Annotated in this window: 11 protein-coding genes; 6 read left to right on the forward strand and 5 right to left on the reverse strand. The window is 68.9% G+C overall.

Going from position 1 to position 12,611, the window contains the following annotated elements:
- Nucleotides 1–67: 67 nt before the first annotated feature.
- On the forward strand, nt 68–1,225 hold the full coding sequence (locus IE302_RS12845) for a thioester domain-containing protein (RefSeq protein ID WP_191254671.1): 1,158 nt from the start codon (nt 68–70) through the stop codon (nt 1,223–1,225).
- Between the two features lie 381 nt (nt 1,226–1,606).
- Here the strand turns inward: IE302_RS12845 and IE302_RS12850 are convergent, their stop codons facing one another.
- A complete protein-coding gene (locus IE302_RS12850; protein ID WP_191254672.1) occupies nt 1,607–2,350 on the reverse strand; it encodes an AraC family transcriptional regulator in 744 nt (247 codons plus the stop codon).
- 54 nt (nt 2,351–2,404) lie between these two features.
- On the opposite strand from IE302_RS12850, the gene IE302_RS12855 reads away from it, so the two are divergent.
- The 3 genes from IE302_RS12855 (at nt 2,405) to IE302_RS12865 (ending at nt 5,720) form a co-directional block, all read left to right on the forward strand.
- Nucleotides 2,405–3,589: an MFS transporter gene (locus tag IE302_RS12855; protein ID WP_191254673.1), complete on the forward strand. Its 1,185-nt coding sequence runs from the start codon at nt 2,405–2,407 to the stop codon at nt 3,587–3,589.
- Between the two features lie 88 nt (nt 3,590–3,677).
- Nucleotides 3,678–4,988, forward strand: coding sequence for a lipase family protein (locus IE302_RS12860; protein ID WP_191254674.1), 1,311 nt, complete (start codon nt 3,678–3,680; stop codon nt 4,986–4,988).
- 87 nt (nt 4,989–5,075) lie between these two features.
- Complete coding sequence (locus IE302_RS12865) at nt 5,076–5,720, forward strand: TetR/AcrR family transcriptional regulator (RefSeq protein WP_229907728.1); 645 nt, start codon at nt 5,076–5,078, stop codon at nt 5,718–5,720.
- Here the strand turns inward: IE302_RS12865 and IE302_RS12870 are convergent.
- The 3 genes from IE302_RS12870 to IE302_RS12880 are packed head-to-tail and all read right to left on the reverse strand — an operon-like array spanning nt 5,717 to nt 8,951.
- On the reverse strand, nt 5,717–6,565 hold the full coding sequence (locus tag IE302_RS12870; RefSeq protein WP_191254675.1) for an SDR family NAD(P)-dependent oxidoreductase: 849 nt from the start codon (nt 6,563–6,565) through the stop codon (nt 5,717–5,719). The two genes, IE302_RS12865 and IE302_RS12870, sit on opposite strands and share 4 nt — an antisense overlap.
- Nucleotides 6,562–7,461 carry an alpha/beta fold hydrolase gene (locus tag IE302_RS12875; protein ID WP_191254676.1) on the reverse strand — a complete coding sequence of 300 codons (900 nt, stop codon included), beginning with the start codon at nt 7,459–7,461 and terminating at the stop codon, nt 6,562–6,564. Before IE302_RS12875 ends, IE302_RS12870 begins: the two co-directional genes overlap by 4 nt.
- Nucleotides 7,458–8,951 carry a flavin-containing monooxygenase gene (locus IE302_RS12880; protein WP_191254677.1) on the reverse strand — a complete coding sequence of 498 codons (1,494 nt, stop codon included), beginning with the start codon at nt 8,949–8,951 and terminating at the stop codon, nt 7,458–7,460. The genes IE302_RS12875 and IE302_RS12880 overlap by 4 nt, the downstream gene beginning before the upstream one ends.
- An 89-nt stretch (nt 8,952–9,040) precedes the next feature.
- Here IE302_RS12880 and IE302_RS12885 point away from each other — a divergent pair, with 89 nt between their 5' ends.
- Nucleotides 9,041–10,285, forward strand: coding sequence for a PucR family transcriptional regulator (locus IE302_RS12885; protein WP_191254678.1), 1,245 nt, complete (start codon nt 9,041–9,043; stop codon nt 10,283–10,285).
- Nucleotides 10,286–10,288: 3 nt separating this feature from the next.
- On the opposite strand, the gene IE302_RS12890 is transcribed toward IE302_RS12885, so the two are convergent.
- A complete protein-coding gene (locus IE302_RS12890) occupies nt 10,289–10,603 on the reverse strand; it encodes an effector-associated constant component EACC1 (RefSeq protein ID WP_191254679.1) in 315 nt (104 codons plus the stop codon).
- A gap of 173 nt (nt 10,604–10,776) precedes the next feature.
- On the opposite strand from IE302_RS12890, the gene IE302_RS12895 reads away from it, so the two are divergent.
- The gene (locus IE302_RS12895) at nt 10,777–12,594 is read left to right on the forward strand and encodes a glycoside hydrolase family 76 protein (protein ID WP_191254680.1); all 1,818 of its coding nucleotides are present in this window, start codon (nt 10,777–10,779) and stop codon (nt 12,592–12,594) included.
- Nucleotides 12,595–12,611: the final 17 nt, after the last annotated feature.

Consider the following 12,611-nt stretch of genomic DNA (forward strand, 5'->3'; position numbering starts at 1 on the left):
GTTGCGGTCGGGGCCTGTGGTCGCACGCGGCACTGGCATTCGTGGTCCGTATTCGGATGGGAGACACATGCACGGCAGGTCAGTTCTGGTTCGCGGCGGGATCGCGGTCGCCACCGCGGCCGTCGCGCTGACGATGGCCGCTCCGGCCGCCCTCGCCGAGGATGGCGCGGCGCGGGGCCGGGTCGTCGACAAGGCCGGCGAGCGGGGCTACAGCGTCAACTTCGGGGACCCCAAGCACTACGTCCCGGAGCTGTTCGAGCTGAAGCTCTCCGACGGCAGCAAGCTCAAGATGTACTGCGTCCAGATCGAAGTCAACATGCGCACCGATCAGGACATGATCGAGCGCCCGTGGAACAAGTACCCGGACGCCTCGTCGCCGTTCAACAAGAACAACGCGAAGATCAACTGGGTGCTGCACCACGGCTACCCGGCGGTCGGCCTGAAGGCCATCGAAGGCACGCTCGGCAAGAGCGGAGCCAAGCTCAACGGCGGACTGTCCACCGGTGAGGCCGTCACCGCGACGCAGGCCGCCGTCTGGCACTTCAGCGACGGCAAGGACTTCGACCGCGAGAAGCCGCTGATGGACGGGGACGCGGAGGCGTCGGCCGACGTGCTGGCCCTCTACGACTACCTCACCGGCAAGGAGAACGTCGGCATCAGCGCGCAGCCGAAGCCGACCCTCGACATCGGCCCGGCCAAGGCCTCCGGTGCGACCGGCAGCAAGATCGGCCCGTTCAGCGTGGCCACCACCGGTGACATCACCGAGCTGACCAGCAAGCTGCCCGAGGGCGTCAAGGTCGTCGACGCCGACGGCAAGGAGATCAAGGCCTCCGCCATCAAGGACGGCACGAAGGTCTTCGTCGACGTTCCCAAGGACACCAAGGACGGCGAGGGCTCGTTCTCGCTGAAGGTGAGCGGCCACCTCGACACCGGCCGCCTGTTCGTGGGCGAGAACTACGCCAAGGTCCCCGCTCAGTCGCTGATCGTCGCGGACTCCGAGAAGACCTCGGTCGTCGCGAACGCGACCGCGAGCTGGAAGCAGGGCGGCGCGCCCGCCACCGAGACCCCGGCCCCCACCACGCCCGGTGGCGCCGAGTCGGGTGGCGGCAACGAGCTGGCCAACACCGGTGCCTCCGCCACCATGCCGCTGGTCATCGGCGGCGCGCTCCTCGGCGCGGGTGTGCTGATGGTGCTGCTGGTGCGTCGTCGCCGTAGCGAGGCGTAAGACAGAACCGAACACCGAAAGCGGGGCCGGTCCATTGTGGACCGGTCCCGTTTTTGTGTGCCGCGAGAGGGAAAGCGCCGGTAGCAGTCGGTCGGGGTGGTCGTGAGTGGCAAGTGAGGTTAGAGCCAAGGGTGTCCTCAGGTACCTACCGGATTCTGGCTGCACTTGGTCGCTGGTCCGGTCTGTGAAGGCCTCCTTGCCTACTCTGAAGGTAGTGAAGGAGGCCTTCACTACCTTCGCGATCGCCACGTTCGTCCCAAGCGCACCAGCGGTGACAACTGGAGCGCGTGAAGGCCCCCTTCCCTCGGCTGAGCCGAGGGAAGGGGGCCTTCACGCGCTCCAGGTAGGTGATTGTGGCGGCGACGCCTCGGTCGGGGGTGGTCACCGGTCGAAGTGCGTACCCGGGGTGTGCCCGAAGGCCCGGCGGAAGACGTCGATGAACGCGCTGGTGGACGCCCAGCCGCAGGCGTGCGCGACAACGGTCACCGGGGTGTTCTCGGCCAGGAGCGCCAAAGCGCGGTAGAGCCGCAGCTGCGTACGCCATTGCGGGAACGTCATGCCGAGATCGGCCTTGAAGAGCCGCGCCAGGGTGCGATCGCTCGCCCCGACCCGCGCGCCGAGCGCGGCCAGTGTCCGGTTGTCGGCCGGATCGGCGCTCAGGATCTCGCACAGGGCACGCAGCCGCGGATCTTCCGGCGTCGGCAGGTGCACGGCCTGGTGCGGCGAAGCGCGCAGCTGATCGAGCAGGACCCCGCGCAGCCGTCGGCGTTCCGGGGTGTCGTCGTGCGGCGGATCGGTGTAGGCGCGGATCAGCTCGCGCAGGAGCGGGCCGACGGCCAGCACGCTCGGTTCGTCCAGCCGCAACGGGTTCACGGTCGCGGGCAGGCCGACCAGCCGGAGTTCGAGCTCGCCGTGCGCCTGATGGGCGTGCACGGTCCCCGCGGGCACCCAGATGGCCCTGGTGGCGGGCGCGACCCAGGAGCCCCTGTCGGTGGTGATCGCCAGGACGCCACGGGCCGCGTAGACGACTTGGTGGTCGTCGTGGCGGTGCGCGTCGATCGTCGTGCCGGAGGCCAGGGACTGGACCTGCGTGGGCGCTTCGGGCATATGGCGGATTTCCGTCATTGTCTGTCATTTTATCGGAAGCGCGACACCTCGCCCCACGACGAGCATGGCGGGGTGTCGAGGAACAAAGCGATCTTCCTGTTGTCGGCGGGACACGCGTGCGTGGACGTGTACCAGGGTTCGGTGGCCGCGCTGGTGCCGTTCTTCGCCGCCGAGCGCGCCTACGGGTACGCCGCGGTGTCGGGCGTCGTGCTCGCCGCGTCGCTGCTGTCATCGGTGGCGCAGCCGCTGTTCGGCGCGCTGACCGACCGATGGGCGATGCCATGGCTGCTGCCGTCGGCCACACTCCTCGGCGGACTCGGGATCGGCCTGGGCGGACTCTTCGACTCCTACGCGCTGACACTCGCTTTCGTCGCCGTGTCGGGCATCGGAGTGGCCGCCTACCATCCCGAGGCCGCCCGGGTCGCGAGAATCGCCGGTGGCGGCAGGCATACGGCCATGGGCTGGTTCTCCCTCGGCGGGAACATCGGCTTCGCCGCCGCCCCCGTGCTCGTCGCCGCGGTCATGGCCCTCGGCGGGCTCAGGATGTCTCCGCTGCTCGTCGTGCCCGCGCTGGCCGGTTCCGTGCTCTGCCTGCCCGTGCTGCGCGCGCTCGCCAAAACGGCCCGCCACGGTGGCTCCACAACGGACGTCGAGGGGGTCGACGACTGGAAGTCGTTCGCGAGGCTGTCACTGGCCGTCGTCTTCCGCTCGATCGTGTTCGTCGGGCTGAGCACGTTCGTCTCGCTCTACGCCCAGCAGCGGGTCGGCGGCGGCACGGCGACGGGCAGCGTCGCGCTGTTCCTGCTCTACCTCGGCGGCGCCGCGGGCACGCTGCTGGGCAGCAGGCTGGCCGGACGCCGGGACCGGGTCACCGTGGTGCGCCGGTCGTACCTGGTCACGATCGGCGCGGTCGCGGGAGTCGTGTTCGTGCCGGGGCCGGCGTTCTTCCCGTTCGTCCTCCTGGCCGCGGTGGGCCTGTACATCCCGTTCTCCCTGCAGATCACGCTCGCCCAGGACTACCTGCCCACGCGCGTCGGGACGGCCAGCGGCGTCACCCTCGGCCTGACGGTCAGCATCGGTGGCCTCGCGAGCCCCGTCATCGGCGCCGTCGCGGACGACACGTCCCTGCGGACGGCTTTGATCCCGTTGATCGCGCTGCCGTTTTTGTGCTGGATCACAACCAGGACCCTGTCCGAGCCGTGCTCCGTCCAAACCGGAACACCCCAGGCGGAAAAAGTGTCACTGTCGCGCGGATAAATGATGTACGGCTCTGTACACCATCGGTTACCGGCTGGTAGGTTCCGAGCATCCAAACGTGATCCACTTCATGATTCAAAGGGGAGTCATGACCCGAAAGCCCGCTCGCCTGCTGGCCGTCGCGATCGCTCTCGTCGTCGGTTTCGCCGCCGCGCCAGCCGCTTCCGCCGCCCCTGCGACCGATCCGTTCTACAGTTACGGCGGCAGCGAACCGCTGTCGTCCTACAGCCCCGGGACCGTGCTGAAAACCCGGACGCTGAATTACCACGTCGTCGGCATTTCCACGCCGCTCAAGGTGACCCAGCTGCTCTACCGGAGCACCGACGCGCAAGGAAAGCCGTCCGCCAACGTCACTTCCGTGGTGCGCAGCCTCACTGGTGACAACACCAAAGCCGTTTCGTACCAATCGTTCTACGACTCGCTGAATCCTGAACACGGCCCGTCGAGGGCGATCGCCGGCGACGTCTCGTTCGGCGGCCTGATCGCCAACGCGGAGGCGTTGTTCATCGCGCCCGCGTTGTTGCTGGGCTACAACGTCGTCATTCCCGACACCGAAGGCCAGAAGGCGAACTTCGCGGCCGGGCCGGAATACGGGACGAACACCCTGGATTCGATCCGCGCCGCGACGCGGGCCCCGGAAACGGGAATGAACGACAAGACCCGGTTCGGTCTCATCGGCTATTCGGGCGGGGCCATCGCGACCGGCTGGGCCGCCGCGCTGGCACCGGATTACGCCCCCGAGGTCAACAAGAATCTCGTCGGGTTCACCGAAGGCGGAGTGCTCGTCAAGCCGTCGCACAATCTCAAGTACGTCAACGGCAGTATCGCGTGGACCGGGGTCATTCCGATGGCGCTGATCGGGGTCTCGCGGTCCTTCGGCATCGATCTCAAGCCGTACGCGAATTCCTACGGTCTCCAGGTGCTCAAGGACATGGAGAAGGCGTCGATCGCCGACGCGCTCGGCCGCTATCCCGGGCTGACGTGGGAGAAGTTCGTCAAGCCCGAGTACACCAACCCGAACAAGGTGCTGCCGTACGTCGAGGCCGTCAACAAGATCAACCTCGGTTCCGCGCCGACACCCACCGTGCCCGGCTACATCGCGCAGGGCAACAACGGCGTCGTGGAAGGCACTTTCGGCAACCCGCCGGGGATCGGGACCGGCGACGGTGTGATGGTCGCCGGTGACGTGCGTTCGCTCGCGCGGCAGTACTGCGACACCGGCAACAAGTCGATCAAGTACGACCAGTACAACACGCTGAGCCACGTCGGGGCGGCCGTCGCCTGGGCGCCGCAGGCCATCGGCTGGCTCAACGACCGGTTCGCGGGCAAGCCCGCGCCGTCCACCTGCGGGAAGATCGCGCCCGGCAACTCCCTTGCCCCGGAGGTGCCGGTCAGCTGACCGCACAGGTCCGTGAAGGCCTCCTTCCCCACTCTCAAGGTGGGGAAGGAGGCCTTCACGGATTTCCGGACCGGTACGGTGCCGCACGTGACCGAGCACCGCAGGCTGCCGAAGGGGCCGCACAACCTCAGCCGCGACGAGGTCGCCGGAACCCAGCGGGCCCGGCTGATCGACGCCGTACTGGAGAACGCCGGCAAACGCGGCTACGTCGCCACCACCGTCGGCCACATCACCGCCACCGCGGGCGTGTCACGGACCTCGTTCTACGAACAGTTCACCGGCAAGCAGGACGCGTTCCTCGCCGCCTACCGCGAGATCACCGCCGAGTTCATCGCCCAAGGCGTCGCCGCGGGCGCCGAAGCCGCGACTCCGCTGGACGCCGTCGCCGCCTGCTGCGACTTCCTCGTCGACTACGTGCACCGGCGTCCCACGGCCGTCCGCGCCGCCCTGCTGGAGATCTACGCGCTCGGCGACGCGGGGCTCGAAGCGCGGGAGAAAACCTTGCGTGCCGGGGAAGCCGTCTTCGACCGGACGGCGGAATGGCTGCGTGCCACCGATCCCGCGCTGCCGTCGCCGCCGCCGTTCACCGCGCGGACGGTCGTCGCCGCCACCATCGAACTGATCACGCAGGCCATCTGGATCGGCACCGAAGACGCTTACGGCCAGGCGCGCGAAGCCGTCCGCTACACCTGGCTTCTCGGCCTGTTCGGGCACCGGGGCGTCGACGCCTAGCGGGCGAGACGCCGCCGTTCGAAGTCGACGATCAGCTTCGGGTAGAGACGCGGAAGGAGCCGGACCAGCCGGTCGACCAGTTTCGCGTCGTTTCCGACGAGCACACGCGGCTTCCCGGCTTCGACGCCGTCGACGATGATGCGGGCGGCCTGATCGGCGGGCATCTTCAGCAGCTTTTCGTTGTACACACGGACGCGTTCCCGCTGTTCGGCGGTGGGCTCGATGCCGCGGGCCTCCGCTTCCTTCAGCGCCGCCGAGGCGATGCCGGTCTTGACCCCGCCCGGGTGGACGACCGTCACCCGCACCGGATGCCTGCCCGCGATCATCTCGGTGCGCAGCGCCTCGGTGAACCCGCGGACGCCGAACTTGCTGGCGCAGTAGGCACTGAGCGTCGGCTGGGCCATGAAACCGTTGAGGCTGGAGACGTTGACGACCTGGCCGTCGCCGGAGTCGATCAGATGCGGCAGGAAAGCCTTGGTACCGTTGATGACGCCGAACAGGTTGACCGCGAGCGTGCGGTCGTAGAGCTCCCATTCGGCGTCGAGGACGGTCTGCCCGCCGCCCGCGATCCCCGCGTTGTTGTAGATCTGGTGCACCACACCGAACTGCCCGGCGACGGTGGCCGCGTACTCCTGGACGGCCGCCCGGTCGCTGACGTCCAGCACGGCGCCCTGCACCTCCGCGCCGAGGGCCTTGACCTCGGCGACGGTCCCGGCCAGCCCGGCTTCGTCCACATCGGACACCGCGAGACGCGCTCCGCGCCGCGCGAGTTCGTAAGCCAGCTGACGCCCGATGCCGGAACCGGCACCGGTGACGACGGCGACCTTGCCGCGAACGCTGCTCATCGGGATTCTCCTGCCGGATCGAGGGCCAGTTCGGCGGTGAGCTCGACGAGCCGGTCGACGAGGTCCGGGGCGATGTGGTGGCCCATACCGGGGATTTCGACGTAGCGGGCGCCATTCACGGCCTTCGCGGTCGCCCGGCCGCCGGTGTGGTGGACCATGCGGTCGCTGTCCCCGTGGACCACGACCGTCGGGCAGGTGACGCGGCCGAGTTCGGTGGTGCGGTCGCCGCTGGCCTGGATCGCGCCGATCTGGCGCGCGATGCCGCTGCGCGCCCGCCTTCCGCCCGCCCGTTCCCACAGGCCGATGGCCCACGCCGTCTCGACGTCCTTGTCCAGCGGGAAAGTGACCGAGCCGAGGTGCCCCATCATCGCCAGATGCCCGACGACCGATTCCTCGACCGTCCGGGCGGGCCGCCGCGCCATGCGCAGCAGCGTCGACCGCGCCGGCTGCCCGACCTTGCGGTGGCCGGTGGTGGAGAAGATCGACGTCAGTGAAAGAACGCGGCCGGGATTCCGGGCGGCGACGGTCTGGGCGATCATGCCGCCCATCGACATACCGACCAGATGCGCCTGCTCGATGCCCAGGTGGTCCAGCAGGCCGACGGTGTCCGCGGCCATGTCCCCCAGGTCGTAGGCATCCGGCAGGGGCCGGGCCAGCAACTGCCGGAGCTTGCCGGGATTCGGCGCCTTGATCCGGTCCGAACGGCCCGCGTCCCGGTTGTCGAAGGTGACGACCCGGAAACCGCGGCCGGTGAACCCCTCGATCATCGGCCGCGGCCACGACGTGAGATCCAGCCCGAGCCCGGCGATCAGCACCAGCGGCACACCGTCGGCGGGACCGTCCTCGCGGTAACAGATCCGCGGGCCACCGGGCAGGTCGGCGAAACTGTCGGTCACGAGCTCACCGCTTCCCGGACCTGCGCGCGGGTGAAGTGCAGCTCGGGATCGGTGATGTCGTCCGCGCGCAGCAGCTTGATGTCCGAGTGGTAGCTCATCGACGTCAGCCAGGGCAGGCGGTCACCCTGGCGCGGCAGCTGGTCGAGAGCACGCTGGACGTATCCGGCGGCGAAGTCCAGGAACGGCCGGGTCGGCATGTCCGGATCGGCGAGCACGGGACGGCAGACGTCGTAGCCGTGCGTGTCCATATGCGATAGCAGGCGGCAGAAGTGCTCGCACAGCAGGCCGATCTTGAGCGTCCACGACGAGTTCGTGTAGCCGATCGCGAACGCGGCGTTCGGCACGTCCGAAAGCATCATTCCCTTGTACGCGACGGTTTCCGGCAGGATCACCGGCTTGCCGTCGACGCTGAGCTTCGCCCCGCCGAACACCTGGAGGTTCAGGCCGGTGGCGGTGACGATGATGTCCGCCTCCAGCTCCCGCCCGGATTCGAGCAGGATCCCCTTCTCGGTGAAGGTCGCGATCTTGTCGGTGACGACGTCGGCCTGCCCCTTGCGGATGGCCGCGAACAGGTCGCCGCCGGGCACGGCGCACAGCCGCTGGTCCCACGGGTCGTACGGCGGGTTGAAGTGCTCGTCGACCGGATAGTCCTTGGGCAGCTGCTTCTTGTTGACGTAGCGGATGAGCCCGCGCGCGGTCTTCGGGAACTTCTGGCAGAACTGCCAGACCGCGAGTCCCTTGCGGATGTTCTTGCGGCGGGTGAGCGCGTACGCCCGCTCGTCGCCGAGGATCTTGCGCAGGCCGTTGGCGATCTTGTCCTCGCGCGGCACCGGCATGACGTAGGTCGGGGTGCGCTGCAGCATCGTCACGTGCGCTGCGGTCCCCGCCATCGCCGGGATCAGGGTGACCGCGGTGGCGCCGCTGCCGATCACGACGACGCGTTTGCCCGCGTAGTCGAGATCCTCCGGCCAGTGCTGCGGGTGCACGATCGTGCCGGTGAACCGGTCGCGGCCTTCGAAACGCGGGGTGAAACCCTCGTCGTAGCGGTAGTAACCGCCCGCGTTGAACAGCCAGCCGGCGCTGAGCCGGGTGCGCTCACCGGTGTCGGTCCGCTCGATCTCGAGCAGCCAGCGGGCCTCGTCACTCGACCAGGCGGCCGAGAGCAGCTTGTGGTGGTAGCGGATGCTGGGCTCGATGCCGTTCTCGGCGATCGTCTCGCGCAGGTACGACAGGATCCGGGGCGCGTCGGCGATCGACTGCTTGTCCCGCCACGGCTTGAACTCGTAGCCGAAGGTGTGCAGGTCGGAGTCCGACCGGATGCCGGGGTACCGGAACAGGTCCCAGGTGCCGCCGGACGCGCCGCGGGCCTCCAGGATCGCGAAGGTCTTGCCCGGGTTCTCGGTCTTGAGGTAGCGCGCGGCCCCGATCCCGGAAATCCCGGCACCGATGATGACCACGTCGAGGTGCTCGACGGGTGTGCTCGTCGTCATGCGGTACTCCAGCCTCGTCTCGGTTCTCCCCACCATGCGGGTGCGCGGGGGAATTGCGCTAGCACTATCTGCACCATCATGATGGGTCCATGGTGCAAAGTGCCGCATCTCCGTGGCCGACGCTGTCCGCCGAGGCGCGCGAGCTCTTCCGGCGGGGAGCGGAGATCGTCCTGCATCCGCGCGCCGAATGGATCGAGGAGCTGCACGAGGCCTCGCTCGGTGGGGACAGCATGCGCGCGGTCGCCGAGGACCCCGTGCTCACCGAGGGGACCAAACGCGCGAACCTGGCGAACCTGCTGCACTGGGCCGCCGCCAACGTGCAACATCCGGGTAAAAGGGTCACCGCCAACCTGAACCAGGAAGTGCTCGAAGGCGCGCGTGACATGGTGCGCCGCGGCTTCGACTCCGGCGGCCTCGACGCCTACCGGCGGGCGCAGGGCGTGGCCTGGCGGCGCTGGATCGAGATCTGCTTCGACCTCACGTCGGATCCGGTCCTGCTCCGCGAGCTGCTGGACGTCTCGTCGCTGTCGATCACCACGTTCATCGAGGACACCGTCGCCGCGGTGTCCGAACGGATGGCCGCCGAACGCACGGAACTGACCCGCGGCGCGCACGCCGAACGGCGGGCCACCGTCACGCTGCTGCTGGAGGGCGCGCCGATCAGCCGTTCGCGGGCCGAAGCCCAGCTCGGCTACCCGCTCGCCGGGCCGCATACGGCCGCGATCGTCTGGAGCGGCTCGGCCACCCCGTCGTCGCAGCAGCTCGAAACCGCCGCCGAGACGCTCATGCGGGCCAGTGACGCCTCACACCGGCTGACCGTCGTCGCCAGCGCCGCCGCCCTGTGGGTCTGGCTCCCCGGCCGCACCCCGCCCCGCGCGGACCGGCTCGCCGAAGACCTCGCGCCGCATCCCGACGTCCGGGTGGCGCTGGGACGGCCCGGCAGCGGGATCGACGGCTTCCGCCGCAGCCATCTGGACGCCGCCGCCACCCAGCGGATGCTCGCCCGGCTCACCTCACCGCAGCAGATCGCGCGCTACCAGGACATCCAGCTGCTCGTCCTGCTCACCGGCGATCCGGCCCAGGCGGGCGAATTCGTCACCGACACGCTCGGCGAACTCCGGCACGCCGACGCCGAAACCCGCGAGACCGTCCGGACTTATGTGCACGAACTGGGCAACACGACGCGGACCGCGGAACGGCTCTACACCCACCGGAACACCGTCGTGCGGCGGCTGGCACGAGCCGACGAGCTGCTTCCGCGGCCGTTGGTGGAGAACGCCGTGGACGTGGCGGTGGCACTGGAAACGTTACGGTGGTTGGGAAGCGGCGCTTGATCCCTAGGAGAACGGAAGGTCCAGGTTCCGGAGCATGGCGCGTTGCTCCGCGGTCAGCTCGCCCTCGACCGTGATGGTGAACGGCGGCATTTCCTTGCGGGAGCGCAGAAAATTGCCCCACGCGATACCGAGGTTCGCGAGGCCCGTCAGGGAGCCGATGGACATCCGGATGACCTCGAAGACCCCCATCTCCCCCGCGTCCCTGGAATCCGCCGTCCGGATCGTCGCGGACCGGGCGACGTCCACGTCGTCGCGGAGCCAGCTGTAGAACTCGTTCAGCGCCTCTTCGTCGCCGGCGGCGTTGATCGTCAGCTCCACGAGACCCTCCCTCGAAAGTGATTTCCCTGAAGATCGCGGCAGGACCCGAAGGCGTAACAGGAATTCTGTCCTGATATCTGACCGGTGGCCGACGTTGACCGGCCGGTGACGAAACCCGGATCATGAAAGGCGTCCCAGATCCGGTGCACGGCCGATCCCGAGGGCGGACAACGATGTCGTCGCTGATCCATCTCGTGCTTTGCCTGATTCTGACAGCGATTCCCGTACCGGCGGGGAAACCGGTGACCGCCGCGGCGGTGGTCTGTGTGCTGTCGTGCGACACTCTAGACCCTTCGAAGGCCCACCAGGACACCTTTCCGGTTCCGGACAAGTCACTCAACGGGCGCGTGCTCCGGCTGCATGTATCGGACGCCGACGGGATGGCCTGGGGCAGCATCGATCGCGGCGCGACCGGGGATTCGGTCTGGCTCGACCGCTCCTGGGACGGCGGCGCGACCTGGGAGGGGCTACTGGGCAAAGCGAGCATTCCCGGCACCTGGACCGGCACGAGAACGTTGATGTACAACGTGACCGACCCCGGAAGGCACCGGCGCGGCCTGATCCGCGCGTGCGGGGACGCCGCCGGGATCGCCTGTACGGAGTGGATCCACCCGAAGGTCTGCGATGTCGCCTGCGACGGCACGACCCAGCCGAACGGGGACAGCCTGCCGGTGCCTCCGACGACGTTGTTCGGGCGGACGATCCGCCTGCACGTCGACGGGAACGCGATGGCCTGGGGCACCATCGAGTCCGGCGCCCAGGGCGACGAGATCTGGCTGGACCGTTCCTGGGACGCGGGAGCGAGCTGGGCCGGCGGCTCGTCGCTCGGCCGGACGTCGGTCGCCGCAGGCGCGAGCACCGGCCGGACGGCACTGTTCGCGACGCGTGATCCCCGGGGCCGCCACTACGGCGGCGCCGTCCGCGCTTGCGGTCGTGAAGCCGGGCACCAGGAAGGATCCTGTACGGCGTGGGCCCGTCCGGCACCCGCCCGCGCGCAGGCCGCCGCCGACGCGCTCCTGTACTCCTACGATCCGTATCCCGGCTGGTGGCCGAGCAGCTGGTGGAACTCGGCGGCGACGCTGACGGCGGTCGTCGATCACGCGAAGACCACCGGGGACCGCCGCTACGACTGGGTCATCGCGCGCACCTTCGAGCAGAACCGCGGCGTCTTTCCCGCCGGTGAGCGAAGTTCCGATGCCATCGAAGGAAATTTCGCCAGCCGGGCCATCGACGACAGCGCCTGGTGGGGCCTGGCGTGGGTGGCCGCCTACGACCACACCGGAGACCCACGGTACTTGTCCATGGCGACCACGATCGCCTCCTACGTCCACCAGTACTGGGATCCGGGCACCTGCGGAGGCGGTGTCTGGTGGGACCGGGAACGGACTTACAAGAACGCGGTCACCAGTGGTCTGTACCTGCGGCTCGCGGCTTCCGTCCATCGCCGGACGCCGGGCGATTCGCTGTGGCTGCAACGATCCCGGACCGCCGCGGACTGGTATCTGGCGAGCGGGATGATCAACGCGTCCGGGCTGGTCAACGACGGCCTCACCCGTGACTGCCGCAACAACGGGCAGACGGTCTGGACGTACAACCAGGGCCTGGGCATCGGCGGCCTGGTCGAGATCTGGCGTGCCACCGGCGAGACACGCTGGCTCGACGCGGCCCGGCGCCTGGGCGACGCGGCGGTCACCGGCCCGGTGCTCACCAGGAACGGCGTCCTCACCGAATCCTGCGACGTCGGCCAGAATTCCTGTGACGACAACCAAAAGCAGTTCAAGGGCATCTTCATGCGCTTCCTCGCCGACCTGGCCGCCGCGACCAACTCCACGGCGTACCGCGACTACGCGAAGCGGCAGGCCGACTCGCTGTGGGCGTCGGACCGCGATCCGCTGAACCGGATCGGGCAACGGTGGGCGGGCGGGACACCGAACCAGGCCGACTGGCGGACCCAGGCGAGCGGACTCGGCGCCCTCACGGCCGCGTCTTGAGGCCTTTCATCTTGCGA

This window comes from Amycolatopsis oliviviridis (assembly GCF_014654365.1).
GTDB lineage: Bacteria > Actinomycetota > Actinomycetes > Mycobacteriales > Pseudonocardiaceae > Amycolatopsis > Amycolatopsis oliviviridis.

Excerpts from the sequence above, each read along its gene's own strand:
- IE302_RS12885 (WP_191254678.1), top strand. The coding sequence starts at position 9,041 with ATGGTGCAAAGTGCCGCATCTCCGTGGCCGACGCTGTCCGCCGAGGCG.
- IE302_RS12860 (WP_191254674.1), top strand. The coding sequence starts at position 3,678 with ATGACCCGAAAGCCCGCTCGCCTGCTGGCCGTCGCGATCGCTCTCGTC.
- IE302_RS12845 (WP_191254671.1), top strand. The coding sequence starts at position 68 with ATGCACGGCAGGTCAGTTCTGGTTCGCGGCGGGATCGCGGTCGCCACC.
- IE302_RS12850 (WP_191254672.1), bottom strand. The coding sequence starts at position 2,350 with ATGACGGAAATCCGCCATATGCCCGAAGCGCCCACGCAGGTCCAGTCC.
- IE302_RS12870 (WP_191254675.1), bottom strand. The coding sequence starts at position 6,565 with ATGAGCAGCGTTCGCGGCAAGGTCGCCGTCGTCACCGGTGCCGGTTCC.
- IE302_RS12895 (WP_191254680.1), top strand. The coding sequence starts at position 10,777 with ATGTCGTCGCTGATCCATCTCGTGCTTTGCCTGATTCTGACAGCGATT.
- IE302_RS12880 (WP_191254677.1), bottom strand. The coding sequence starts at position 8,951 with ATGACGACGAGCACACCCGTCGAGCACCTCGACGTGGTCATCATCGGT.